Here is a 23,115-nt window from a genome sequence, read left to right as displayed (position 1 = left end):
AAGTGTGGGACTTTGATTCTTACAGGAGGTGTATCAATGAGCAGCGCTATCGAAACAAAAAAATCCATCGTAGATGACATTACTGCTAAATTTCGCGACAGCAAAACAACAATCGTTGTTGACTACCGCGGATTAACAGTAGCAGAAGTTACTGAACTTCGTAAAACTCTTCGTGATGCTGGCATCGAGTTCAAAGTTTACAAAAACACAATGACTCGCCGTGCAGTTGAAAATGTTGAACTTACTGGTCTTAATGACGCCCTAACAGGTCCTAATGCGATCGCATTCAGTAATGACGACGTAGTTGCTCCAGCTAAGATTCTTAACGACTTTGCTAAAAAGCATGACGCGTTAGAAATCAAAGCAGGTGTAATCGAAGGCAACATCGCAACTGTAGAACAAATTAAAGCTCTTGCTGATCTTCCGTCACGTGAAGGCTTACTTTCTATGTTGCTTAGCGTTCTTCAAGCTCCAATCCGCAATCTTGCACTTGCTACTAAAGCAGTTGCAGAACAAAAAGAAGAGCAAGGCGCTTAATCTGTTTGACCCGTACCAAAACAAAAAACTAATAGGTTTATAAGGAGGAAATATACAATGACTAAAGAACAAATCATTGAAGCAGTTAAAGAAATGACTGTTTTAGAATTAAACGACTTAGTTAAAGCAATCGAAGAAGAATTTGGCGTAACTGCAGCTGCTCCTGTAGCAATGGCTGGTGGCGCTGCTGGTGGCGAAGCTGCTGCTGAGCAAACTGAATTTGATGTAGTACTTGCTAGCGCTGGTGCTCAAAAAATCAAAGTTATCAAAGTAGTACGTGAAATCACTGGTCTTGGCTTGAAAGAAGCTAAAGAATTAGTTGACAACACTCCTAAAGCTGTTAAAGAAGGAATCGCTAAAGAAGAAGCTGAAGAAATCAAAGGCAAACTTGAAGAAGTTGGCGCTTCTGTAGAAGTTAAGTAATTCCAAAAGACAAAGCTCGCTTAATTCATATAGCGAGCTTTTTTTTCACGTTTGACAGGAATTGATTTTTATAAAGATACAGAGGTATGAAAAATAGCATGATTTGCTATACTCCTTTAACATGGAGGGAAAAAGATGACAAATCATTATTATTCAAGTCAGCCTGAGGCTGAGAGTAATCGTAAATCATGGACGTTTACTTTAAGAGGGAATTCCTTTCATTTTCAAAGTGATCGCGGCGTTTTTTCTAAAAATGAAGTCGATTTTGGTTCAAGACTGCTGATTGAAACATTTACACTGCCTGATCAAAAAGGCGACTTGCTGGACGTTGGCTGCGGATACGGACCAATTGGAATTTCGCTTGCTAAAGAATTCAAGGATCTCACAGTTGATATGATCGATGTTAATGAGAGAGCAGTAGAACTTGCGAAAGTGAATGCAGAAGCAAATGGCGTGAAAAATGTCCGTATTATCGCAAGCAATCTTTTTGAAAATGTTGATCCTTCGAAAAAGTATGCGGCTGTTCTGACAAATCCTCCTATCCGGGCAGGAAAAAAGGTTGTTCACGAGATTTTTGAAAAAAGCTTTGAATCTCTTTTGCCGGGCGGAGAATTATGGGTTGTCATTCAGAAAAAGCAAGGAGCCCCATCGGCTATTGCCAAACTGGATGAGATGTTTAAAGAAGTTGTTACAGTCAAAAAGGATAAAGGCTACTTTATTATCAGAGCAGAAAAAGATTGACTCGCATTTTTCGCTATGTTAATATTATAAAATGCCAATATATATATTCCATAAGTCTCTATTTTTTGAGGTAAATGTATAAATATAGGACAGATGGAAAAACTTATAAAATCAATAGTACGTTTTACAAAAGTGGTTTTCTAATTTATAGAGACCTTTTTATTTTTGTTTTCTCCTTGTATGTGTATTGGTGGTTAATAGATTGATTTACGAGTACATATTACAAGTTATATTACGCTTGATTTGAGGGGTGAAGCAGTTGACAGGTCAACTAGTTCAGTATGGACGACACCGCCAACGCAGAAGTTATGCACGTATTAGTGAAGTGTTAGAATTACCAAATCTTATTGAGATTCAAACCTCTTCCTATCAGTGGTTTCTTGATGAGGGTCTTAGAGAAATGTTCCAGGACATATCTCCTATCGAAGACTTCACTGGTAACCTCTCGCTAGAATTTATTGATTATAGTTTAGGTGATCCTAAATATTCAGTAGAGGAATCTAAAGAGCGCGATGTTACCTATTCTGCACCGCTTCGTGTGAAGGTGCGTTTAATTAACAAGGAAACTGGTGAAGTAAAAGATCAGGATGTTTTCATGGGTGATTTCCCATTGATGACTGAAACAGGTACATTTGTGATTAACGGTGCTGAGCGTGTTATCGTATCACAGCTCGTACGTTCACCAAGTGTTTATTACAGCGGAAAAGTCGATAAAAATGGTAAAAAAGGCTTCACTGCTACTGTCATTCCAAACCGTGGCGCTTGGTTAGAGTACGAAACAGATGCTAAAGATGTTGCATATGTGCGTATTGATCGCACTCGGAAATTGCCGGTAACGGTTCTTTTGCGCGCACTAGGGTTTGGCTCTGATCAAGAAATCACCGATCTTTTTGGTGAAAATGAATACTTGCGCAACACACTTGATAAAGACAACACAGAAAGCACAGAAAAAGCTCTACTTGAGATTTATGAGCGTCTGCGCCCTGGTGAGCCTCCAACAGTGGATAACGCGAAAAGCTTGCTGGATTCAAGATTCTTTGATCCAAAACGCTATGATCTTGCAAGTGTAGGACGCTACAAGATCAATAAAAAGCTTCATATTAAAAATCGCCTGTTCAATCAGCGTCTTGCTGAAACATTAGTAGACCCTGAAACTGGCGAAATTATTGCAGAAAAAGATACTTTAATTGATAGACGTACTCTTGACCGAATCATTCCTAATTTAGAGAGTGGAGTAGGCTTCAGAAAAATTACGCCATCTGGCGGAGTTGTTGAAGAAGATGTAACGCTTCAATCAATTAAAATCTATGCTCCTATTGATTCAGAAGGTGAAAAAGTCATTAACGTGATCAGCAACGCTTATGTCGAAGAAAACGTTAAGAATATTACGCCTGCTGACATCCTGTCTTCTATCAGTTATTTCTTTAACTTGCTTCATGGAGTAGGAGACACAGATGATATCGACCATTTAGGCAACCGTCGTCTGCGTTCTGTAGGAGAACTTCTCCAAAATCAATTCAGAATCGGTCTTTCTCGTATGGAGCGTGTTGTACGCGAGAGAATGTCCATTCAAGATACAAATACAATTACACCTCAGCAGCTGATTAACATCCGTCCTGTTATTGCATCAATTAAAGAGTTCTTCGGAAGCTCACAGTTATCGCAGTTCATGGATCAGACGAATCCGCTTGCTGAATTAACTCATAAACGCCGTCTGTCTGCACTTGGACCTGGTGGATTAACACGTGAACGCGCTGGATTTGAAGTGCGTGACGTTCATTACTCTCACTATGGCCGCATGTGTCCGATTGAAACGCCAGAGGGACCAAATATCGGTTTGATCAACTCACTTTCTTCTTATGCTAAAGTTAATCGCTTTGGGTTCATTGAAACGCCATATCGCCGCGTAGATCCTGAAACAGGGAAAGTAACTGCCCGCATCGATTACTTAACGGCAGACGAAGAAGATAATTACGTAGTTGCCCAAGCAAACGCTCGTTTAGCAGAAGATGGTTCATTCATTGATGAGGACATCGTTTCCCGTTTCCGCGGTGAGAACACAGTTATGTCCCGTGACAGAATGGATTACATGGATGTATCTCCTAAACAAGTAGTTTCTGCTGCGACAGCATGTATCCCGTTCTTGGAAAATGATGACTCCAACCGTGCCCTAATGGGAGCGAACATGCAGCGACAAGCAGTACCGCTTATGAACCCTGAGTCTCCGATTGTCGGAACAGGCATGGAGTACGTATCAGGTAAAGACTCTGGTGCTGCAGTAATCTGCAAGTTCCCTGGAGTTGTTGAAAAAGTAGAAGCTAAAAACATCTGGGTACGACGCTACGAAGATGTGGATGGCGTGAAAACAAAGGGCAACTTGGATAAGTACAGCCTGCTTAAATTCATCCGTTCTAACCAAGGTACCTGCTACAACCAGCGCCCGATCGTAAGTGTCGGCGATGAAGTTGTTAAAGGTGAAATCCTTGCTGACGGACCATCTATGGAACTAGGCGAACTCGCACTTGGACGTAACGTTATGGTTGCATTCATGACATGGGATGGCTACAACTATGAGGATGCCATCATCATGAGTCAGCGTCTAGTAAAAGATGATGTTTATACTTCTATTCATATCGAAGAATATGAATCAGAATCTCGTGATACAAAGCTTGGACCTGAAGAAATCACACGCGATATCCCGAATGTCGGAGAAGATGCTCTTCGCAACTTAGACGACCGCGGAATTATCCGTGTTGGTGCTGAAGTAAAAGACGGAGATTTGCTTGTTGGTAAGGTTACACCAAAAGGGGTTACTGAACTGACTGCAGAAGAACGCCTTCTACATGCAATCTTTGGTGAAAAAGCAAGGGAAGTACGTGATACTTCACTTCGTGTTCCTCACGGAGGCGGCGGTATCGTTCTTGATGTTAAAGTGTTCAACCGTGAAGACGGCGATGAACTTCCGCCGGGAGTTAACCAGTTAGTCCGCGCATACATCGTTCAGAAACGTAAAATTTCTGAAGGGGATAAAATGGCCGGACGTCACGGAAACAAAGGTGTTATCTCAAGAATTCTTCCTGAAGAAGATATGCCTTACCTTCCAGACGGCACACCAGTAGATATTATGTTAAATCCGCTGGGCGTACCATCTCGTATGAACATCGGTCAGGTACTTGAACTGCATCTTGGAATGGCAGCGCGCAAACTCGGTTTACACGTTGCATCTCCTGTATTTGATGGTGCACGCGAGGAAGATGTATGGTCAACTCTTGAAGAAGCTGGCATGGCACGCGATGCTAAAACAGTTCTTTATGATGGCCGATCAGGCGAACCGTTTGATAACCGTGTATCAGTAGGAATCATGTACATGATCAAACTTGCTCACATGGTTGATGATAAATTGCATGCCCGTTCAACAGGACCTTACTCACTTGTTACGCAGCAGCCACTTGGCGGTAAAGCCCAGTTTGGCGGACAGCGTTTTGGAGAAATGGAAGTATGGGCGCTTGAAGCTTATGGCGCAGCTTATACTCTTCAAGAGATTCTCACAGTTAAGTCAGATGACGTTGTCGGACGTGTGAAAACGTACGAAGCAATCGTTAAAGGCGAAAATGTTCCGGAGCCAGGAGTTCCAGAATCATTCAAAGTATTAATAAAAGAACTTCAAAGCTTAGGTATGGATGTTAAGATTCTCTCAAGCGACGAAAAAGAAATCGAAATGAGAGACTTAGAAGATGATGAAGAAGGACAGCAATCAGAAGGTTTATCCTTGAATGATCAGCCGGATGATCTTTCATCAGCAGCCATGGAAAAAGAAAAAGACGCAGTTATTAAAGAATAGTAAGCAATAAGGGTAAAACCTGAAGACGAAAAGGGAGGTAGGCCCCTTGCTAGATGTAAATAACTTTGAGTATATGAACATCGGTCTCGCTTCACCTGATAAAATTCGCTCGTGGTCATTCGGTGAAGTTAAGAAACCAGAAACGATTAACTATCGTACTTTAAAACCAGAAAAAGACGGTTTATTCTGTGAGCGTATTTTCGGTCCTACTAAGGACTGGGAATGTCATTGCGGAAAATATAAAAGAGTTCGCTACAAAGGTGTAGTCTGTGATCGATGCGGAGTTGAAGTAACTCGTGCTAAGGTCCGCCGTGAGCGTATGGGGCATATTGAACTTGCTGCCCCTGTTTCTCACATTTGGTATTTTAAAGGCATTCCTAGCCGCATGGGCTTAGTGCTTGATATGTCTCCTCGTGCATTAGAAGAAGTGATTTACTTCGCTTCTTACGTGGTTACAGAAACAGGCGACACGCCGCTTGAGAAAAAACAGCTGCTCTCTGAAAAAGAGTATAGAGCATACCGTGATAAATACAGCTCAACTTTCCAAGCTGCAATGGGTGCAGAAGCGATCAAAAAACTTCTTTCTGACATCGATTTGGATAAAGAGGTTGATCAGCTTAAAGAAGAACTTAAAACAGCACAAGGCCAGCGCAGAACTCGTGCAATCAAACGTTTAGAAGTATTAGAAGCATTCCGTAATTCAGGCAATGAGCCATCTTGGATGATCCTTGATGTTCTTCCTGTTATCCCGCCTGAACTTCGTCCAATGGTTCAATTAGACGGCGGACGCTTTGCGACTTCTGACTTAAATGATTTGTACCGCCGTGTAATTAACCGCAACAACCGTTTAAAACGTTTATTGGACCTTGGTGCTCCAAGCATCATCGTACAGAACGAAAAACGCATGCTTCAAGAAGCTGTTGATGCGTTGATTGACAATGGCCGACGCGGCCGTCCAGTTACTGGACCAGGTAATCGTCCTCTTAAATCACTTTCACATATGCTGAAAGGTAAACAAGGACGTTTCCGTCAAAACCTTCTTGGGAAACGTGTTGACTATTCAGGCCGTTCCGTTATCGTTGTAGGACCAAACTTAAAAATGTATCAATGCGGTTTGCCGAAAGAAATGGCTCTTGAATTATTCAAGCCTTTCGTTATGAAAGAACTTGTTGAAAAGGGCTTAGCACACAACATTAAGAGTGCTAAACGTAAAATAGAACGTGTATCTCCTGAGGTTTGGGATGTATTAGAAGCAGTTATCAGAGAGCATCCAGTTCTCCTTAACCGCGCACCTACACTTCACAGACTGGGAATCCAGGCATTTGAGCCTACTCTTGTAGAAGGCCGTGCAATTCGTCTTCACCCATTAGTATGTACAGCATATAACGCTGACTTTGATGGTGACCAAATGGCGGTTCACGTACCTCTATCTGCTGAAGCTCAAGCAGAAGCACGCATTTTGATGCTTGCAGCTCAAAACATTCTAAATCCTAAAGACGGAAAACCTGTTGTTACTCCTTCTCAGGATATGGTACTCGGAAACTACTACCTGACATTAGAACGCGAAGAAGCTGTCGGCGAAGGAATGGTCTTCAAAGATACGAATGAAGCCTTGCTTGCATATCAAAACGGATATGTTCATCTTCACTCTCGTATTGCTGTTCAAGCAAGCTCTCTGCCTAACGAATCATTTACGGATGAACAGCGCAAAAAGCTGCTTGTAACAACAGTAGGAAAACTGATTTTCAATGAAATTCTGCCGCCTTCATTCCCGTATATGAATGAACCGACTAAGAGCAACATTGAAGATGAAACACCGGAAAAATTCTTTATTGATGCAAATGTGAATGTGAAAGAATTCATTCAAAGCCAAGAGATTATCCCTCCTTTCAAGAAGGGGATCTTAGGTAAAATCATTGCTGAAATCTTTAAGAAATTCCATATTACCGAAACGTCTAAAATGCTTGATCGCATGAAAGATCTTGGATTCAGATATTCTACTAAAGCCGGTATTACGGTTGGTGTATCAGATATCATCGTACTTCGCGAAAAAGAAGAGATCTTAAAAGAGGCACAAGCTAAAGTTGATAATGTTCTTAAACAATTCAAACGCGGTCTGATTACAGAAGAAGAGCGCTATGAACGTGTTATTTCCATCTGGAGTGCGTCTAAAGATGTCATCCAGGGCAAACTGATGGCTTCTCTTGATAAGCGCAACCCGATCTTCATGATGAGTGATTCAGGAGCCCGTGGTAACGCATCTAACTTTACGCAGCTTGCGGGAATGCGCGGACTGATGGCCAACCCGGCTGGACGTATTATTGAACTTCCAATCAAATCAAGTTTCCGTGAGGGCTTAACAGTGTTAGAGTACTTTATCTCAACACATGGTGCGCGTAAAGGTCTTGCCGATACAGCCCTTAAAACAGCTGACTCAGGTTACTTGACAAGACGTCTCGTTGACGTTGCGCAGGATGTCATCATTCGTGATGAAGATTGTGGAACGGACCGCGGCATCTTGACGAAGTCAATCAAGGAAGGCACAGAAGTAATCGAGCATTTAGAAGAGCGTTTAATTGGACGTCATGCACGCAAAACTCTTAAACATCCGGAGACTGGTGAAGTCATCGTTTCTGAAAATGATCTCATTACAGAAGACCTTGCCTTAGCGATTGTTGAAACTGGCATAGAAGAAGTATGGATCCGTTCTGCATTTACATGTAACACTCGTCATGGAGTATGTAAAAAATGCTACGGACGCAACTTGGCTACAGGAACCGAGGTTGAAGTTGGAGAGGCAGTCGGTATTATCGCTGCTCAATCTATCGGAGAACCGGGAACTCAGCTTACAATGCGTACGTTCCATACAGGCGGTGTTGCCGGAGATGACATCACTCAAGGTTTACCTCGTATTCAGGAGCTATTTGAAGCGAGAAATCCTAAAGGTCAAGCAACCATCTCTGAAATTGATGGTGTAGTAGTAGAAATTAATGAAGTCCGTGACAGACAACAGGAAATCGTTATTAAAGGCGATGTTGAAACACGCACTTACACAGCTGCTTACAACGCTAGACTTAAAGTGGCCGAAGGCGACAAAATTACACACGGTCAGGAACTTACTGAAGGTTCAATCGACCCTAAAGAATTGCTGAAAGTAACAGACATCACATCTGTTCAGGAATATCTGCTTCGTGAAGTTCAAAAAGTATACCGTATGCAAGGGGTAGAAATTGGAGACAAACACGTTGAAGTAATGGTTCGCCAAATGCTTCGCAAAGTTAGAGTAATGGATGCAGGAGATACAGATGTATTGCCTGGAACATTGCTTGATGTTCACCAATTTACAGATGCCAACAAAAAGGTATTGCTTGAAGGCAAGCGCCCGGCAACAGGACGTCCGATCCTGCTTGGTATCACAAAAGCATCACTTGAAACAGATTCATTCTTATCCGCTGCATCATTCCAGGAAACAACTCGTGTCCTGACTGATGCTGCGATTAAAGGCAAGCGTGATGAACTGCTCGGCTTGAAAGAAAATGTTATCATCGGTAAGCTTGTACCTGCCGGAACTGGAATGCAGCGCTATAGACGCGTTAATCCAATTCCTCGCATTCAGCCTGAAGATGAAACTGTAACTGTAGATTAATTAACTAACTGAAAAAGAGATGGACGATTCTAGAAAAATGTTTCTTTGATCTAGTTGACATCCATCTCTTACGATGTTAGTATGTTCTAGGTGCTTAATTAAAACCTGTTGCTTTGGAGGATATATTTTTATGTCTTATGAAAAAGTATCGCAGGCACATAAAATTATTGTTGGTACAAAGCAAACAGTAAAGGCTCTAAAACTTGATCAAGTAAAGGAACTGATCATTGCTGAAGACGCTGATTCAAGAATCATTCACATGATTACTGAACTCGCTGAACAGAAGAACATTCCCTTTAATATGGTTGACTCTATGAAAAAGCTTGGAAAAGCTTGCGGAATAGAAGTAGGAGCAGTAACTGTAGCTATTATCAATTAAAACCGTTTTTGCCAAGGGTTTTAAATCCTCTGCAAAAACTTTGTTTTTGCCCAAATATGAACCACCTGGATGTGTGGTATTAAACTTCGAGAAGGGAGGACATAAACATGCCTACTATTAACCAATTAGTGCGCAAGGGACGCGTAAGCAAAGTTGAAAAATCAACTTCTCCTGCGTTAAACAAAGGTTACAACAGCTTCAAAAAAGAGCAAACAAACACATCATCACCGCAAAAACGCGGAGTATGTACTCGTGTTGGTACAATGACACCGAAGAAACCGAACTCGGCTCTTCGTAAATATGCTCGTGTTCGTTTAACTAACGGAATCGAGGTAACTGCCTACATTCCTGGTATCGGACACAACCTGCAAGAGCATAGTGTTGTACTTATCCGCGGCGGACGTGTAAAAGATTTACCGGGTGTGCGTTATCACATCGTGCGCGGTGCATTAGACACTGCTGGTGTTGACAAGCGTATGCAAGGCCGCTCTAAATACGGTACAAAACGACCAAAAGCACCAAAAAAATAATGCCTTAAGTAATATAAAGCTTAAGATTATAGCATGAAGGGAGGATATAACATGCCACGTAAAGGTCCTGTTACAAAAAGAGACGTATTACCAGATCCACTTTACAACTCAAAGCTTGTTACTCGTCTAATCAACAGAATTATGGTAGACGGTAAGAGAGGTAAAGCACAAACTATTCTTTACACAGCTTTTGACTTAGTGAAAGAGCGTTCAGGTAAAGAAGCAATCGAAGTGTTTGAACAAGCGCTTAAAAACATCATGCCAGTTCTTGAGGTAAGAGCTCGTCGTGTGGGTGGTGCTAACTATCAAGTTCCTGTTGAAGTTCGCCCTGACCGCCGTACTACTCTTGGTCTTCGCTGGTTAGTAAACTACGCTCGTCTTCGCGGTGAAAAAACGATGGAAGAGCGCTTAGCTAACGAGATTCTTGATGCAGCTAACAACACTGGCTCATCAGTTAAGAAACGTGAAGATACTCACAAAATGGCTGAAGCTAACAAAGCATTTGCTCACTACCGCTGGTAGGATTCAAACCATAAAATATACTAATCCTTATAATAGGAAGGAGAAAAACCCAAATGGCAAGAGAGTTCTCCTTAGACAAAACTCGTAATATCGGCATCATGGCTCACATCGATGCCGGTAAAACGACTACTACTGAACGTGTATTATTCTACACTGGACGTATCCATAAAATTGGTGAAACACATGAAGGTGCTTCACAAATGGACTGGATGGAGCAAGAGCAAGAACGTGGTATCACTATCACTTCTGCTGCTACAACTGCTCAGTGGAAGGGTCATCGCGTAAACATCATCGATACACCGGGACACGTAGACTTCACAGTTGAAGTTGAACGTTCACTTCGTGTACTTGATGGTGCAGTAGCAGTACTTGATGCTCAATCAGGTGTTGAGCCTCAAACTGAAACAGTATGGCGCCAGGCAACAACTTACGGAGTACCGCGTGTAGTATTCGTTAATAAAATGGATAAAATCGGTGCGGATTTCTTATACTCTGTAAAAACAATGCATGACCGTCTTGAAGCTAATGCTCATCCTATCCAACTTCCAATTGGTGCTGAAGATGAGTTTGTAGGTATTATCGACTTAGTAGAAAATGTTGCATATATCTACGAAGACGATCTAGGAACTCGCTCAGAGGCTATGGAAATTCCTGATGAGTATAAAGATCTTGCTGAAGAGTGGCGCGGAAAGCTTGTAGAAGCTGTAGCGGAACTTGACGAAGAGCTTATGATGAAATACCTTGAAGGTGAAGAGCTTACAATCGATGAATTGAAAGCTGCGATCCGTAAAGGAACAGTAAATGTAGAATTCTACCCAGTAATCTGTGGATCTGCATTTAAAAACAAAGGTGTACAGTTAATGTTAGACGCTGTTCTGGATTACCTGCCATCACCTTTAGATGTACCAGCAATTAAAGGTACATTACCTGACAGTGAGGACGAAGTAACTCGTGAATCTAGTGATGAGGGTCCATTCTCAGCACTTGCATTCAAAGTTATGACGGATCCTTATGTTGGTAAATTAACATTCTTCCGTGTGTATTCAGGTGTCTTGAACTCTGGATCATACGTACAGAACTCAACGAAAGGCAAGCGTGAACGCGTAGGACGTATCCTGCAAATGCATGCTAACTCTCGTGAGGAAATCTCAACAGTATACGCTGGAGATATTGCTGCTGCTGTAGGTCTTAAAGATACTACAACTGGTGATACTTTATGTGATGAGAAGAACCAAGTTATCTTGGAATCAATGAATTTCCCAGATCCGGTTATCTCACTATCTGTTGAACCAAAATCTAAAGCTGACCAAGACAAAATGTCTACAGCTTTAACAAAGCTTTCTGAAGAAGATCCAACTTTCAAAGCTCACACTGATACTGAAACAGGTCAAACGATCATCTCTGGTATGGGTGAACTTCACCTTGACATCATTGTTGACCGTATGAGACGTGAATTTAAAGTGGAAGCTAACGTTGGTGCTCCTCAGGTTGCGTATCGCGAAACTTTCCGTGGCTCTGCTAAGGTTGAAGGTAAATTCGCACGCCAATCTGGTGGACGCGGTCAGTTCGGACATGTTTGGGTAGAATTTGAACCAAACGAAGAAGGAAAAGGCTTTGAGTTCCAAAATAAAGTAGTAGGTGGAACAGTACCACGTGAATACGTGCCTGCTGTTGCAGCCGGTCTAGAAGACTCTATGAAAAATGGTGTTCTAGCTGGATACCCTCTAATCGATGTAAAAGCTACATTGGTTGATGGTTCTTACCATGATGTTGACTCTAGTGAAATGGCGTTTAAGATTGCTGCATCTATGGCTCTTAAAAACGCTGTATCAAAGTGTAACCCTGTTATCCTTGAGCCTGTTATGAAGGTTGAAGTTGTAATTCCTGATGAGTACATGGGAGATATCATGGGTGATATCACTTCTCGTCGCGGACGAGTAGAGGGTATGGAAGCACGCGGAAATGCTCAAGTTGTACGTTCAATGGTTCCACTTTCTGAGATGTTTGGTTACGCTACTGCGTTACGTTCAAATACTCAAGGCCGCGGAACATTCTCAATGCACTTTGATCATTACGAAGAGGTTCCAAAATCAATTTCTGAAGAAATTATCAAAAAAAATAAAGGTGAATAATTGATTTTCACCTTTTATTGAAGTATAACTACTTATGTATGAATAGAAAGTGGACATGTTTCACTTTCTGCAATCTATATAATGAATCACGACTCTAAGGAGGAATTTAGAATGGGTAAAGAAAAATTCGACCGTTCAAAAACGCATGCCAATATCGGTACAATTGGACACGTTGACCACGGTAAAACAACTTTAACAGCTGCTATTACAACTGTATTAGCTAAACGTAGCGGTAAAGGTGCTGCAATGGCATACGACATGATCGATGCTGCTCCAGAAGAGCGCGAGCGCGGAATCACAATCTCAACTGCACACGTTGAGTACGAAACTGAAACTCGTCACTATGCACACGTTGACTGCCCAGGACATGCTGACTATGTTAAAAACATGATCACTGGTGCTGCACAAATGGACGGCGGAATCCTAGTTGTTTCTGCTTCTGACGGCCCAATGCCACAAACTCGTGAGCACATCCTTCTTTCTCGTCAAGTAGGTGTTCCTTACCTAGTTGTATTCATGAACAAATGTGACATGGTAGACGACGAAGAATTACTTGAATTAGTAGAAATGGAAGTTCGTGACCTTCTTTCTGAATATGACTTCCCTGGCGATGACATTCCAGTAATCAAAGGTTCTGCTCTTAAAGCTCTTGAAGGCGAAGCAGAGTGGGAAGAGAAAATCGTTGAACTTATGAACGCAGTTGACGAGTATATCCCAACTCCAGCTCGTGACACTGAAAAACCATTCATGATGCCAGTTGAGGATGTATTCTCAATCACTGGCCGTGGAACAGTTGCTACAGGACGTGTAGAGCGCGGCGTAGTTAAAGTTGGAGATGTTATCGACATCATCGGCTTCACTGAAGAGCCAAAATCTACAACTGTAACAGGTGTTGAAATGTTCCGTAAGCTTCTTGACTATGCAGAAGCTGGCGACAACATCGGTGCACTTCTTCGTGGGGTTTCTCGTGAAGACATCCAACGTGGACAAGTTCTTGCTAAGCCAAAAACAATCACTCCACACACTAAATTTAAATCAGAAGTTTACGTTCTTTCAAAAGAAGAGGGTGGACGTCACACTCCATTCTTCTCTAACTACCGCCCACAGTTCTACTTCCGTACTACGGACGTAACTGGTATCATTCAACTTCCAGAAGGCGTTGAAATGGTTATGCCTGGCGATAACATCGAAATGACTGTTGAACTTATCGCTCCAATCGCGATTGAAGAAGGTACTAAATTCTCAATCCGTGAAGGCGGACGTACAGTAGGCGCTGGTGTCGTAGCTACGATCACTGAGTAATTCTACTTTCAAAAAGACGAGCTTAATGCTCGTCTTTTTTTATATGAAAAAATCTCTTCTATTAGAAGTATTTTAGTCAAGAAGCAAAAACATTTTCCATTTGCTGATTCGCTTGTCATACGACTATGAAGTATGTATAATAGTAAAAGTGCGCAAGAAAGTAAAAACTTTATTTTCTTCTTGCATTGGGCACGGATTTTTTATATAATAGACAATGTTGGTCTTTGACTGCGATGAAGTAGGAGGTTGCCGATACACACGGCCGCTTTGCCATGGCGAGTGTACGGAAAATTTCTACGGAGAAAGTCTATTTTAAAAGTAGGCGAAAAGGAGGGAAAATAATGGCAAAACAAAAAATTCGTATTCGTTTGAAAGCATATGATCACAGAATTCTTGATCAATCTGCTGAGAAGATCGTTGAAACAGCAAAACGTTCAGGTGCTAACGTTTCTGGTCCGATCCCGTTGCCAACTGAAAAATCGATTTATACGATTCTTCGTGCGGTACACAAATACAAAGATTCTCGTGAGCAATTTGAAATGCGCACGCACAAACGTTTGATCGATATCATTAACCCAACACCACAAACTGTTGATGCATTAATGCGATTAGACTTACCGTCAGGCGTTGACATTGAAATCAAACTTTAATTTCAAAAATAGATTTTACAACACATTATAGGAGGTGTGACTAATGACCAAAGGAATCTTAGGTAAAAAAATCGGTATGACTCAAGTATTCACGGAAAAGGGTGACCTTATCCCGGTAACAGTAATTGAGGCTACTAGAAACGTTGTTCTTCAATTGAAAACTGTTGAAAGTGACGGCTATGCAGCTGTTCAAGTTGGTTTCTCAGACAAACGCGACAAACTTTCTAACAAACCTTCAAAAGGACACGTTGCAAAAGCTAATACTGCACCTAAGCGCTTCGTAAGGGAATTCCGCGGAGATGCTGGTGAGTATGAAGTTGGTCAGGAAGTCAAAGTTGATATTTTCTCTGCTGGAGATGTAGTAGATGTAACAGGAGTATCGAAAGGTAAAGGTTTCCAAGGCTCAATCAAACGCCATAACCAATCTCGCGGACCGATGTCACATGGTTCTCGTTACCACCGTCGCCCAGGTTCAATGGGTCCTGTTGCTCCTAACCGAGTATTCAAAAACAAATTATTGCCAGGCCGTATGGGCGGAGAGCGCGTTACTGTTCAAAACCTTGAGATCGTGAAAGTTGACGCTGAGCGTAACCTTCTATTGATCAAAGGTAACGTACCTGGACCTAAAAAATCACTTATTACAGTGAAAAAAGCTGTTAAATCTAACTAATTTTTCTAAGAAAGGAGGAATTCGATAATGCCGAAAGTAGCATTATTAAACCAAAGCGGATCTAACGTTGGTGAAATCGAGCTAAACGACTCCGTATTTGGTATCGAACCTAATCAGCACGTTTTATTCGAAGCGGTTATCATGCAAAGAGCTTCCTTGCGACAAGGAAACCACAAAGTTAAAGGTCGTTCAGAAGTTAGAGGCGGAGGTCGTAAGCCTTGGCGTCAAAAAGGTACTGGACGTGCTCGTCAAGGGTCTATCCGTTCACCACAATGGCGCGGCGGTGGTATCGTATTCGGTCCAACACCACGCAGCTATTCTTACAAATTACCAAAAAAAGTTCGCCGCTTAGCGATCAAATCAGCTTTATCATCTAAAGTACAAGAAAACAACGTATTAGTATTAGAAGACTTACTAATGAATGCTCCTAAAACAAAAGAAATGACTTCTATCCTTACAGGTCTTTCAATTGCGAAGAAAGCATTGATCGTTACTGCTGATGTAAACGAAACAGTTGAATTATCAGCTCGTAACATCCCTGGCATTACAGTTCTTACAGCTAATTCTATTAACGTTTTAGATGTACTTAACCATGAGAAGCTTGTTATTACGAAAGCAGCGGTGCAAAAAGTAGAGGAGGTGCTTGCATAATGAAAGATCCTCGTGATATTATTAAGCGCCCCGTAATCACTGAACTTTCAACAGACTTAATGACTGAGAAAAAGTACACGTTTGAAGTAGACGTTAAAGCTAACAAAACTCAAGTTAAAGATGCTATCGAAGCGATCTTTGGCGTAAAAGTTGAGAAAGTTAACGTACTTAACTACAAAGGCAAATATAAGCGTGTAGGTCGTTATACAGGTCTTACTAATAAGCGTAAAAAAGCAGTTGTTAAATTAACAGCTGACAGCAAAGAAATCGAATTATTCGAAGTCTAATACATTTTTCAAGATAGGAGGGAAACGAGATGGCGATTAAAAAGTACAAACCAACCTCAAATGGTCGTCGCGGCATGACGGTTTCTGATTTCGCTGAGATTACAACAAACAAACCAGAAAAGTCATTACTTGCGCCTGTTCACAGAAAAGGCGGTCGTAACAACCAAGGTAAAATTACTGTACGTCATCAAGGCGGCGGTCACAAACGTCAATACCGTATTATCGATTTTAAACGCGATAAAGATGGTATACCAGGACGCGTTGCTACAATCGAGTATGATCCAAACCGTTCTGCAAACATTGCACTTATCAATTATGCAGATGGTGAGAAAAGATATATCCTTGCTCCAAAAAACCTAGAAGTAGGTTTACAAGTTGTTTCTGGACCTGAGGCTGATATTAAAGTAGGAAATGCACTTCCTCTTCAAAACATCCCAGTAGGTACAGTAATCCACAACATCGAACTAAAACCTGGAAAAGGCGGACAATTAGTACGTTCTGCTGGTACTTCTGCACAAGTACTTGGTAAAGAAGGCAAATACGTATTAGTTCGTTTGAATTCTGGTGAGGTTCGCATGATTCTTGCTACTTGCCGTGCTACTATTGGTCAAGTAGGAAATGAACAGCATGAACTTATCAACATTGGTAAAGCTGGACGCTCACGCTGGTTAGGTATCAGACCTACAGTACGTGGTTCTGTAATGAACCCTAACGATCACCCTCATGGTGGTGGTGAAGGTCGTTCTCCAATCGGACGTAAGTCTCCAATGACTCCTTGGGGTAAACCGACTCTTGGTTATAAAACTCGCAAGAAAACCAATAAGTCTGATAAATTCATCGTACGTCGTCGTAAAAAATAACGTGATGGTTCTACGGTTCGAAGGAACCGTAGCGCAATCGCGAAGGGAGGTACAAGTATGGGCCGTAGCTTGAAAAAAGGACCATTCGTAGATGAGCATTTATTCAAAAAAGTTGAAAAGTTAAACGAGTCAGAGAAAAAGCAAGTGATCAAAACTTGGTCTCGTCGTTCTACTATTTTCCCACAATTCATCGGTCAAACGATCGCTGTATATGACGGTCGCAAACATGTTCCTGTATACGTTACTGAAGATATGGTAGGACACAAACTCGGTGAGTTTGCTCCAACACGTACGTATAAAGGTCATGCAGCTGACGACAAAAAAACAAGACGTTAATGAGAGGAGGCTTTTAAATGCAAGCTAAAGCCGTTGCAAGAACAGTACGTATTGCTCCTCGTAAAGCTCGTTTAGTAATTGATCTTATCCGAGGAAAGCAAATAGGTGAAGCGGTAGCGATTCTTCGTCACACACCGAAAACTGCTTCTCCAATTATTGAAAAAGTTCTAAAATCTGCTGTGGCAAATGCAGAGCACAACTATGAAATGGACATTAACAACCTGGTTGTAACTGAAGCTTATGTAGGCGAAGGTCCAACTCTAAAACGTTTCCGTCCACGCGCAATGGGTCGTGCTAGTGCAATCAACAAACGCACAAGCCACATTACAATCGTTGTATCAGAAAAGAAGGAGGGATAATCCGTGGGTCAAAAGGTAAATCCAGTCGGTCTTCGCATTGGTGTCATTCGTGATTGGGAATCTAAATGGTTCGCTGGTAAAGATTATGCAAATCTTTTACACGAAGACATTAAAGTTCGTGAATATATCAACCAACGTTTAAGCGATGCTTCTGTTTCTAAGATTGAAATCGAGCGTGCTGCTAATCGTGTAAACATTACGATCCACACTGCTAAGCCAGGTATGGTAATCGGTAAAGGCGGTACTGAAGTTGAAGCACTTCGTAAAGCTCTTAACCAATTAACTGGCAAGCGTGTACACATCAACATTCTTGAAATTAAAAGAGCTGATTTAGATGCTAAATTAGTAGCTGAAAACATTGCTCGTCAATTAGAAAACCGTATTTCTTTCCGCCGTGCTCAAAAGCAAACAATTCAACGTGCTATGCGCGCTGGTGCAAAAGGAATCAAAACAATGGTATCTGGTCGTCTTGGCGGTGCTGATATCGCTCGTTCTGAACATTACAGTGAAGGAACTGTTCCACTTCACACACTTCGTGCTGATATTGACTATGGTACAGCTGAAGCTGACACTACTTATGGTAAATTAGGCGTTAAAGTTTGGATCTATCGTGGAGAGGTTCTTCCTACTAAGAAGAAAAAAGAGGAAGGAGGAAAATAATTATGTTGTTGCCAAAACGCGTTAAGTATCGCAGAGAACACCGTGGAAAAATGCGCGGTCGTGCTAAAGGCGGTACAGAAGTTCACTTCGGTGAGTTCGGTATTCAAGCTCTAGAAGCTTCATGGATTACAAATCGTCAAATCGAGGCAGCTCGTATTGCGATGACTCGTTACATGAAACGTGGCGGTAAAGTCTGGATCAAAATTTTCCCTTCTAAGCCATATACGGCAAAACCTCTAGAGGTACGTATGGGATCCGGTAAAGGGGCTCCAGAAGGCTGGGTAGCAGTCGTTAAACCTGGAAAAGTTTTGTTTGAGATTGCTGGTGTTTCTGAAGAAGTAGCACGCGAAGCATTGCGTCTTGCATCTCACAAATTACCAATCAAAACAAAATTCGTTAAACGCGAGGAAATTGGTGGTGAATCAAATGAGAGCTAATGATATTCGTGATCTTACCACTGCTGAAATTGAACAAAAAGTAAAATCACTAAAAGAAGAGTTGTTTAACCTTCGTTTCCAATTAGCGACAGGTCAACTTGAAAACACTGCTCGCATTCGTGAAGTACGTAAATCGATCGCTCGTATGAAAACTGTGATCACTGAAAGAGAGATCGCTGCTAATAATCGATAATCCTGAGAGGAGGTTGCAGAATGAGTGAACGCAACAACCAGCGCAAAGTCTACACTGGACGTGTAGTTTCTGATAAAATGGATAAAACGATCACTGTTCTTGTCGAAACTTATAAAAAGCATTCGCTTTACGGCAAGCGTGTAAAATACTCCAAAAAGTTCAAAGCTCATGATGAGAACAACCAAGCTAAAGTTGGCGATGTAGTGAAAATCATGGAAACTCGCCCTTTATCAGCTACTAAACGTTTCCGTCTAGTTGAAATTGTTGAAGAAGCTGTTATTATCTAATATTGTTCGGATTATTTTTCCGAAAGGAGGTAACGTAAATGATTCAACAAGAATCCCGTTTAAAAGTTGCTGACAATTCCGGTGCTCGTGAAGTACTTACTATTAAAGTTCTTGGCGGATCTGGACGTAAAACTGCTAGTATTGGTGATGTAATTGTTTGCACGGTCAAACAAGCAACACCAGGAGGCGTTGTTAAAAAAGGTGACGTTGTTAAGGCAGTAATTGTTCGCACAAAAAGTGGTGCTCGCCGTCAAGACGGAACATATATCCGCTTCGACGAAAATGCATGTGTAATCATTAAAGATGACAAGAGCCCTCGCGGAACTCGTATCTTTGGACCAGTTGCACGTGAATTGCGTGAAAATAACTTTATGAAAATTGTTTCTCTTGCTCCAGAAGTATTATAAATCGAAAATAGACAGCCTTACTAAGGAGGTGCGACTAGGATGCATGTAAAAAAAGGTGATAAGGTAATGGTTATCTCAGGTAAAGATAAAGGTAAACAAGGCACAGTTCTTGCTGCTTTTCCTAAGAAAGACCGAGTACTTGTTGAAGGCATCAACATTATGAAGAAGCATTCAAAACCTTCTCAATCAAATCCTCAAGGCGGCATCATCAGCCAAGAGGCACCTATCCATGTATCAAATGTTATGCCACTAGATCCTAAATCTGGTGAACCAACTCGTGTTGGATTCAAAGTGGTTGATGGCAAAAAGGTACGTGTTGCAACAAAATCTGGTGAAACTTTAGATAAATAGTAAATAAGGAAGGGAGGTCCTCGCATGAACCGCCTTAAAGAAAAGTATCAAAAAGAAATTACACCTGCTTTAATGAGCAAGTTCAACTATAAATCAGTGATGCAAGTTCCAAAGCTTGAGAAGATCGTAATCAACATGGGTGTTGGTGACGCAGTATCTAACTCTAAAGCTCTTGACACAGCTGTTGAAGAGTTAACAACTATCTCAGGTCAAAAGCCGGTTATCACTAAAGCTAAAAAATCAATTGCAGGATTCCGTCTGCGTGAAGGTATGCCTATCGGTGCGAAAGTAACACTTCGCGGCGAGCGCATGTATGAATTCCTAGATAAATTAGTTTCTGTATCATTACCACGTGTACGTGACTTCCGCGGTATCTCTAAAAAGTCTTTTGACGGACGCGGCAACTACACACTAGGTGTTAAAGAACAATTAATCTTCCCTGAAATTGATTATGATAAAGTATCAAAAGTTCGTGGTATGGACATCGTCATCGTTACAACTGCTAACACTGACGAAGAATCTCGTGAGTTATTAACTCAGTTCGGTATGCCATTCCAAAAATAATCGAAATAGGGAGGCGAAAACGTGGCTAAAAAGTCAATGATTGCGAAACAAAAACGCACTCAAAAGTTTAAAGTACAAGAGTACACTCGCTGCGAACGCTGTGGTCGTCCACATTCAGTTCTGCGTAAATTTAAACTTTGCCGTATTTGTTTCCGTGAACTCGCATATAAAGGTCAAATTCCAGGCGTTAAAAAAGCTAGCTGGTAATACCCCATAATCGGGAAGGAGGTAATTTTGATATGGTAATGACAGATCCAATTGCAGATATGCTTACTCGTATTCGTAACGCGAATATGGTTCGTCATGAAAAATTAGAAATTCCTGCATCTAAAGCGAAAAAAGAGATCGCTGAAATTCTTAAGCGTGAAGGTTTCGTTCGTGATGTTGAATATGTAGAAGATAACAAACAAGGTATCATTCGTATTTTCTTGAAATACGGATCAAACAACGAGCGTGTTATCACTGGTTTGAAACGTATCAGTAAACCAGGATTACGCGTTTACGCTAAAGCTAACGAAGTACCACGCGTACTTAACGGTTTAGGTATTGCAATCGTATCTACTTCTCAAGGTGTCTTAACTGACAAAGAAGCTCGTGCGAAGCAAGCTGGCGGAGAAGTTCTAGCATACGTTTGGTAAGAACCTGAAATAGAATGGAGGTGTACATGAATGTCTCGTATTGGTAAAAAACCACTTGAAATCCCTGCAGGTGTAACAGTTACTATCAACGAAAGCACTGTAACTGTTAAAGGACCTAAAGGTGAATTAACTCGTACTTTTAACTCTGATATCAACGTTAAAGTTGAAGATAACGTACTTACTGTGACACGTCCTTCTGATCAAAAAGAACATCGTGCTCTTCACGGTACAACTCGCAGCCTTTTAGGCAACATGGTTGAGGGCGTTTCTAAAGGATTTGAAAAAGGTCTTGAATTAGTAGGTGTCGGTTACCGTGCTACTAAATCTGGCAACAAGCTAGTTCTAGCTGTTGGATACTCACATCCTGTAGAAATCGTTCCTGAACAAGGAATCGAAATTGAAGTACCTTCAAATACGAAAGTTATCGTAAAAGGTACTGATAAAGAGCGTGTTGGAGCTATCGCTTCAAACATCCGTGCTATTCGTCCGCCAGAGCCTTATAAAGGCAAAGGTATCCGCTACGAAGGTGAATATGTACGTCGTAAAGAAGGTAAAACAGCGAAGTAATATCGCCTAGATGATAAGAAAGGAGTGACCTAGATGATTACGAAACTTGATAAAAACGTTGTGCGTAAGAAAAGACACGGCCGTGTTCGCGCGAAATTATCTGGAACAACTGCTCGTCCTCGTTTAAACGTATTTCGTTCTAATCAGCACATCTATGCTCAAGTAATTGACGATCTTCAATCAGTTACAATTGCAAGTGCTTCTACTTTAGATAAAGATCTTAATCTTGACGCAAAAGCTAATATCGATGCAGCTCAAAAAGTTGGCGAATTAGTTGCTAAGCGTGCGATTGAAAAAGGTGTTAAATCTGTTGTATTTGACCGCGGGGGTTACTTATACCATGGCCGTGTAAAAGCTTTGGCTGAAGCTGCTCGCGAAGCTGGATTAGAATTTTAATAAAAAAAGGAGGGACACAGAGAATGGGTCGTATTGAACCAAACAAATTAGAGCTTGAAGAACGCGTTGTTACTGTAAACCGTGTAGCTAAAGTAGTTAAAGGTGGACGTCGTTTCCGCTTTGCTGCATTAGTAGTTGTCGGCGACAAAAACGGTCATGTAGGTTTCGGTACTGGTAAAGCACAAGAAGTGCCAGAAGCGATTCGCAAAGCGATCGAAGACGCTAAGAAAAACCTTGTTGAAGTACCTATGGTTGGTACTACTATTCCTCACCAAGTCATCGGTAGATTCGGTGCTGGAAACATCCTTTTAAAACCTGCATCTGAAGGTACTGGTGTTATCGCTGGTGGTCCTGTTCGTGCAGTACTAGAATTAGCAGGAGTTAGTGACATCTTGTCAAAATCACTAGGTTCTAACACTCCAATTAACATGATCCGTGCTACAATTTCTGGATTAACAGAACTTAAACGCGCTGATGAAGTTGCGAAGCTACGTGGCAAGTCGGTTGAAGAATTGTTAGGATAAGGAGGGAAACATGATGGCAAACAAATTAGCGATTACCCTCACTCGCAGTGTGATTGGTCGCCCAGAAGACCAACGTATTACTGTTAAAACACTAGGTCTTAAAAAAATGCATCAAACAGTTGTACTTGATGACAATGCAGCTATTCGCGGCATGATCAACAAAGTATCTCATTTGCTTACAGTTAAAGAACAATAATATAGATCTTCTAATATCAAGGAGGTGTC

The 23,115-nt window shown here is 41.5% G+C and carries 30 protein-coding genes; all 30 read left to right on the top strand.

Features of this window, described 5'->3' with window-relative positions:
* Window positions 1-36 precede the first annotated feature (36 nt).
* The 30 genes from rplJ (at window position 37) to rpmD (ending at window position 23,086) form a co-directional block, all read left to right on the top strand.
* Window positions 37-537: a 50S ribosomal protein L10 gene (rplJ, locus tag GJU41_RS23045; protein ID WP_070875242.1), complete on the top strand. Its 501-nt coding sequence runs from the start codon at window positions 37-39 to the stop codon at window positions 535-537.
* 57 nt (window positions 538-594) lie between these two features.
* Window positions 595-960: a 50S ribosomal protein L7/L12 gene (rplL, locus tag GJU41_RS23040; protein ID WP_070875241.1), complete on the top strand. Its 366-nt coding sequence runs from the start codon at window positions 595-597 to the stop codon at window positions 958-960.
* 135 nt (window positions 961-1,095) lie between these two features.
* Window positions 1,096-1,701 (top strand): class I SAM-dependent methyltransferase, encoded by a 606-nt coding sequence (locus GJU41_RS23035; protein WP_070875240.1) that lies wholly within the window; start codon window positions 1,096-1,098, stop codon window positions 1,699-1,701.
* Between the two features lie 259 nt (window positions 1,702-1,960).
* On the top strand, window positions 1,961-5,542 hold the full coding sequence (rpoB, locus tag GJU41_RS23030; protein ID WP_070875239.1) for a DNA-directed RNA polymerase subunit beta: 3,582 nt from the start codon (window positions 1,961-1,963) through the stop codon (window positions 5,540-5,542).
* A gap of 46 nt (window positions 5,543-5,588) precedes the next feature.
* The gene (gene rpoC, locus GJU41_RS23025) at window positions 5,589-9,188 is read left to right on the top strand and encodes a DNA-directed RNA polymerase subunit beta' (RefSeq protein WP_070875238.1); all 3,600 of its coding nucleotides are present in this window, start codon (window positions 5,589-5,591) and stop codon (window positions 9,186-9,188) included.
* A 130-nt stretch (window positions 9,189-9,318) separates the two neighbouring features.
* Window positions 9,319-9,567: a 50S ribosomal protein L7ae-like protein gene (locus GJU41_RS23020; protein ID WP_070875237.1), complete on the top strand. Its 249-nt coding sequence runs from the start codon at window positions 9,319-9,321 to the stop codon at window positions 9,565-9,567.
* Window positions 9,568-9,674: 107 nt separating this feature from the next.
* Window positions 9,675-10,097, top strand: coding sequence for a 30S ribosomal protein S12 (gene rpsL, locus GJU41_RS23015; RefSeq protein WP_029282841.1), 423 nt, complete (start codon window positions 9,675-9,677; stop codon window positions 10,095-10,097).
* 51 nt (window positions 10,098-10,148) lie between these two features.
* Window positions 10,149-10,619: a 30S ribosomal protein S7 gene (gene rpsG, locus GJU41_RS23010; protein WP_070875236.1), complete on the top strand. Its 471-nt coding sequence runs from the start codon at window positions 10,149-10,151 to the stop codon at window positions 10,617-10,619.
* 53 nt (window positions 10,620-10,672) lie between these two features.
* Window positions 10,673-12,751 carry an elongation factor G gene (gene fusA / locus GJU41_RS23005; RefSeq protein WP_070875235.1) on the top strand — a complete coding sequence of 693 codons (2,079 nt, stop codon included), beginning with the start codon at window positions 10,673-10,675 and terminating at the stop codon, window positions 12,749-12,751.
* A gap of 111 nt (window positions 12,752-12,862) precedes the next feature.
* Window positions 12,863-14,053: an elongation factor Tu gene (tuf, locus tag GJU41_RS23000; protein ID WP_070875234.1), complete on the top strand. Its 1,191-nt coding sequence runs from the start codon at window positions 12,863-12,865 to the stop codon at window positions 14,051-14,053.
* A 341-nt stretch (window positions 14,054-14,394) separates the two neighbouring features.
* Window positions 14,395-14,703, top strand: a complete 309-nt coding sequence (gene rpsJ, locus GJU41_RS22995) for a 30S ribosomal protein S10 (RefSeq protein ID WP_029282834.1) — start codon at window positions 14,395-14,397, stop codon at window positions 14,701-14,703.
* 43 nt (window positions 14,704-14,746) lie between these two features.
* A complete protein-coding gene (gene rplC, locus GJU41_RS22990) occupies window positions 14,747-15,373 on the top strand; it encodes a 50S ribosomal protein L3 (protein WP_154319696.1) in 627 nt (208 codons plus the stop codon).
* 27 nt (window positions 15,374-15,400) lie between these two features.
* Window positions 15,401-16,024 carry a 50S ribosomal protein L4 gene (gene rplD, locus GJU41_RS22985; protein ID WP_070875232.1) on the top strand — a complete coding sequence of 208 codons (624 nt, stop codon included), beginning with the start codon at window positions 15,401-15,403 and terminating at the stop codon, window positions 16,022-16,024.
* Window positions 16,024-16,311 carry a 50S ribosomal protein L23 gene (rplW, locus tag GJU41_RS22980; RefSeq protein WP_070875231.1) on the top strand — a complete coding sequence of 96 codons (288 nt, stop codon included), beginning with the start codon at window positions 16,024-16,026 and terminating at the stop codon, window positions 16,309-16,311. The genes rplD and rplW overlap by 1 nt, the downstream gene beginning before the upstream one ends.
* Before the next feature lie 29 nt (window positions 16,312-16,340).
* Entirely contained in the window at window positions 16,341-17,171 is an 831-nt protein-coding gene (rplB, locus tag GJU41_RS22975; RefSeq protein WP_070875230.1) for a 50S ribosomal protein L2, read from the top strand.
* 57 nt (window positions 17,172-17,228) lie between these two features.
* Entirely contained in the window at window positions 17,229-17,507 is a 279-nt protein-coding gene (gene rpsS / locus GJU41_RS22970) for a 30S ribosomal protein S19 (protein ID WP_029282824.1), read from the top strand.
* A 17-nt stretch (window positions 17,508-17,524) separates the two neighbouring features.
* The gene (gene rplV / locus GJU41_RS22965) at window positions 17,525-17,866 is read left to right on the top strand and encodes a 50S ribosomal protein L22 (protein ID WP_029282822.1); all 342 of its coding nucleotides are present in this window, start codon (window positions 17,525-17,527) and stop codon (window positions 17,864-17,866) included.
* Between the two features lie 3 nt (window positions 17,867-17,869).
* Window positions 17,870-18,526, top strand: a complete 657-nt coding sequence (rpsC, locus tag GJU41_RS22960; protein ID WP_070875229.1) for a 30S ribosomal protein S3 — start codon at window positions 17,870-17,872, stop codon at window positions 18,524-18,526.
* Between the two features lie 2 nt (window positions 18,527-18,528).
* The gene (gene rplP / locus GJU41_RS22955) at window positions 18,529-18,963 is read left to right on the top strand and encodes a 50S ribosomal protein L16 (protein ID WP_070875228.1); all 435 of its coding nucleotides are present in this window, start codon (window positions 18,529-18,531) and stop codon (window positions 18,961-18,963) included.
* Complete coding sequence (gene rpmC, locus GJU41_RS22950; protein WP_070875227.1) at window positions 18,953-19,156, top strand: 50S ribosomal protein L29; 204 nt, start codon at window positions 18,953-18,955, stop codon at window positions 19,154-19,156. The genes rplP and rpmC overlap by 11 nt, the downstream gene beginning before the upstream one ends.
* A gap of 20 nt (window positions 19,157-19,176) precedes the next feature.
* Window positions 19,177-19,443, top strand: coding sequence for a 30S ribosomal protein S17 (gene rpsQ / locus GJU41_RS22945; protein ID WP_070875226.1), 267 nt, complete (start codon window positions 19,177-19,179; stop codon window positions 19,441-19,443).
* Between the two features lie 38 nt (window positions 19,444-19,481).
* On the top strand, window positions 19,482-19,850 hold the full coding sequence (rplN, locus tag GJU41_RS22940) for a 50S ribosomal protein L14 (RefSeq protein ID WP_070875225.1): 369 nt from the start codon (window positions 19,482-19,484) through the stop codon (window positions 19,848-19,850).
* 39 nt (window positions 19,851-19,889) lie between these two features.
* Window positions 19,890-20,201 (top strand): 50S ribosomal protein L24, encoded by a 312-nt coding sequence (rplX, locus tag GJU41_RS22935; RefSeq protein WP_070875224.1) that lies wholly within the window; start codon window positions 19,890-19,892, stop codon window positions 20,199-20,201.
* A 24-nt stretch (window positions 20,202-20,225) separates the two neighbouring features.
* Window positions 20,226-20,765 (top strand): 50S ribosomal protein L5, encoded by a 540-nt coding sequence (gene rplE / locus GJU41_RS22930; RefSeq protein WP_029282808.1) that lies wholly within the window; start codon window positions 20,226-20,228, stop codon window positions 20,763-20,765.
* A gap of 21 nt (window positions 20,766-20,786) precedes the next feature.
* Entirely contained in the window at window positions 20,787-20,972 is a 186-nt protein-coding gene (gene rpsN / locus GJU41_RS22925; protein ID WP_010285078.1) for a 30S ribosomal protein S14, read from the top strand.
* A 32-nt stretch (window positions 20,973-21,004) separates the two neighbouring features.
* Complete coding sequence (gene rpsH, locus GJU41_RS22920; protein ID WP_029282804.1) at window positions 21,005-21,403, top strand: 30S ribosomal protein S8; 399 nt, start codon at window positions 21,005-21,007, stop codon at window positions 21,401-21,403.
* 30 nt (window positions 21,404-21,433) lie between these two features.
* Entirely contained in the window at window positions 21,434-21,970 is a 537-nt protein-coding gene (gene rplF, locus GJU41_RS22915) for a 50S ribosomal protein L6 (protein WP_070875223.1), read from the top strand.
* Between the two features lie 33 nt (window positions 21,971-22,003).
* The gene (gene rplR / locus GJU41_RS22910; RefSeq protein ID WP_070875222.1) at window positions 22,004-22,366 is read left to right on the top strand and encodes a 50S ribosomal protein L18; all 363 of its coding nucleotides are present in this window, start codon (window positions 22,004-22,006) and stop codon (window positions 22,364-22,366) included.
* A 23-nt stretch (window positions 22,367-22,389) separates the two neighbouring features.
* A complete protein-coding gene (gene rpsE / locus GJU41_RS22905; protein ID WP_029282798.1) occupies window positions 22,390-22,890 on the top strand; it encodes a 30S ribosomal protein S5 in 501 nt (166 codons plus the stop codon).
* 13 nt (window positions 22,891-22,903) lie between these two features.
* Window positions 22,904-23,086 (top strand): 50S ribosomal protein L30, encoded by a 183-nt coding sequence (gene rpmD / locus GJU41_RS22900; protein ID WP_029282796.1) that lies wholly within the window; start codon window positions 22,904-22,906, stop codon window positions 23,084-23,086.
* The last annotated feature ends 29 nt before the right edge of the window (window positions 23,087-23,115 follow it).

Source organism: Metabacillus idriensis (assembly GCF_009674765.1).
Classification (GTDB): Bacteria; Bacillota; Bacilli; order Bacillales; family Bacillaceae; genus Bacillus_P; species Bacillus_P idriensis.
The sequence above is the reverse complement of the archived record's forward strand: the minus strand, read 5'-3'. Positions and strand labels throughout refer to the sequence as shown.

What these genes read in the sequence shown, in the direction of transcription:
- rplJ (WP_070875242.1), top strand. Translation starts at nt 37, where the DNA reads ATGAGCAGCGCTATCGAAACAAAAAAATCCATCGTAGATGACATTACT.
- rplW (WP_070875231.1), top strand. Translation starts at nt 16,024, where the DNA reads ATGAAAGATCCTCGTGATATTATTAAGCGCCCCGTAATCACTGAACTT.
- rpsE (WP_029282798.1), top strand. Translation starts at nt 22,390, where the DNA reads ATGGGTCGTATTGAACCAAACAAATTAGAGCTTGAAGAACGCGTTGTT.
- rplB (WP_070875230.1), top strand. Translation starts at nt 16,341, where the DNA reads ATGGCGATTAAAAAGTACAAACCAACCTCAAATGGTCGTCGCGGCATG.
- rplF (WP_070875223.1), top strand. Translation starts at nt 21,434, where the DNA reads ATGTCTCGTATTGGTAAAAAACCACTTGAAATCCCTGCAGGTGTAACA.
- tuf (WP_070875234.1), top strand. Translation starts at nt 12,863, where the DNA reads ATGGGTAAAGAAAAATTCGACCGTTCAAAAACGCATGCCAATATCGGT.
- rplD (WP_070875232.1), top strand. Translation starts at nt 15,401, where the DNA reads ATGCCGAAAGTAGCATTATTAAACCAAAGCGGATCTAACGTTGGTGAA.
- GJU41_RS23020 (WP_070875237.1), top strand. Translation starts at nt 9,319, where the DNA reads ATGTCTTATGAAAAAGTATCGCAGGCACATAAAATTATTGTTGGTACA.
- rpmC (WP_070875227.1), top strand. Translation starts at nt 18,953, where the DNA reads ATGAGAGCTAATGATATTCGTGATCTTACCACTGCTGAAATTGAACAA.
- rplP (WP_070875228.1), top strand. Translation starts at nt 18,529, where the DNA reads ATGTTGTTGCCAAAACGCGTTAAGTATCGCAGAGAACACCGTGGAAAA.
- rplC (WP_154319696.1), top strand. Translation starts at nt 14,747, where the DNA reads ATGACCAAAGGAATCTTAGGTAAAAAAATCGGTATGACTCAAGTATTC.
- rplV (WP_029282822.1), top strand. Translation starts at nt 17,525, where the DNA reads ATGCAAGCTAAAGCCGTTGCAAGAACAGTACGTATTGCTCCTCGTAAA.
- rpsG (WP_070875236.1), top strand. Translation starts at nt 10,149, where the DNA reads ATGCCACGTAAAGGTCCTGTTACAAAAAGAGACGTATTACCAGATCCA.
- rpsL (WP_029282841.1), top strand. Translation starts at nt 9,675, where the DNA reads ATGCCTACTATTAACCAATTAGTGCGCAAGGGACGCGTAAGCAAAGTT.
- rplL (WP_070875241.1), top strand. Translation starts at nt 595, where the DNA reads ATGACTAAAGAACAAATCATTGAAGCAGTTAAAGAAATGACTGTTTTA.
- rpsS (WP_029282824.1), top strand. Translation starts at nt 17,229, where the DNA reads ATGGGCCGTAGCTTGAAAAAAGGACCATTCGTAGATGAGCATTTATTC.
- rplR (WP_070875222.1), top strand. Translation starts at nt 22,004, where the DNA reads ATGATTACGAAACTTGATAAAAACGTTGTGCGTAAGAAAAGACACGGC.
- GJU41_RS23035 (WP_070875240.1), top strand. Translation starts at nt 1,096, where the DNA reads ATGACAAATCATTATTATTCAAGTCAGCCTGAGGCTGAGAGTAATCGT.
- rpsJ (WP_029282834.1), top strand. Translation starts at nt 14,395, where the DNA reads ATGGCAAAACAAAAAATTCGTATTCGTTTGAAAGCATATGATCACAGA.
- rplE (WP_029282808.1), top strand. Translation starts at nt 20,226, where the DNA reads ATGAACCGCCTTAAAGAAAAGTATCAAAAAGAAATTACACCTGCTTTA.
- fusA (WP_070875235.1), top strand. Translation starts at nt 10,673, where the DNA reads ATGGCAAGAGAGTTCTCCTTAGACAAAACTCGTAATATCGGCATCATG.
- rplX (WP_070875224.1), top strand. Translation starts at nt 19,890, where the DNA reads ATGCATGTAAAAAAAGGTGATAAGGTAATGGTTATCTCAGGTAAAGAT.
- rpmD (WP_029282796.1), top strand. Translation starts at nt 22,904, where the DNA reads ATGGCAAACAAATTAGCGATTACCCTCACTCGCAGTGTGATTGGTCGC.
- rpsQ (WP_070875226.1), top strand. Translation starts at nt 19,177, where the DNA reads ATGAGTGAACGCAACAACCAGCGCAAAGTCTACACTGGACGTGTAGTT.
- rplN (WP_070875225.1), top strand. Translation starts at nt 19,482, where the DNA reads ATGATTCAACAAGAATCCCGTTTAAAAGTTGCTGACAATTCCGGTGCT.
- rpsH (WP_029282804.1), top strand. Translation starts at nt 21,005, where the DNA reads ATGGTAATGACAGATCCAATTGCAGATATGCTTACTCGTATTCGTAAC.